The sequence below is a fragment of the Vibrio amylolyticus genome, from assembly GCF_023145695.1.
Taxonomy (GTDB): domain Bacteria; phylum Pseudomonadota; class Gammaproteobacteria; order Enterobacterales; family Vibrionaceae; genus Vibrio; species Vibrio amylolyticus.
In genome coordinates, this window is sequence record NZ_JAJHVV010000055.1 from 1 (window position 1) to 214 (window position 214).

Annotated in this window: 1 protein-coding gene; it reads left to right on the forward strand. The window is 51.4% G+C overall.

Annotated elements, in window-relative coordinates; all coding sequences use genetic code 11:
- Nucleotides 1-214: VCBS domain-containing protein (locus KP803_RS21860; protein ID WP_248010958.1), on the forward strand; the 214-nt coding region annotated here is incomplete at both ends.

Sequence of the window (214 nt, forward strand, 5' to 3'; positions counted from 1 at the left end):
GGTCTTTACTGCAACGGCTGAGCACTTCGATCACCTTCCAAGTGGCGTGACAGAGGACGTTGTAGTGACGTACACCATGAGTGATGAAACGGGTACGCCAATCACGTCAACGGCCACAATCACCATAACGGGCACCAATGATTTGCCTGTGGCAAACGTAGATACGGGAAGCGTTGATGAAAACAACAGCGTGACCGTGGACGTATTGGCCAAT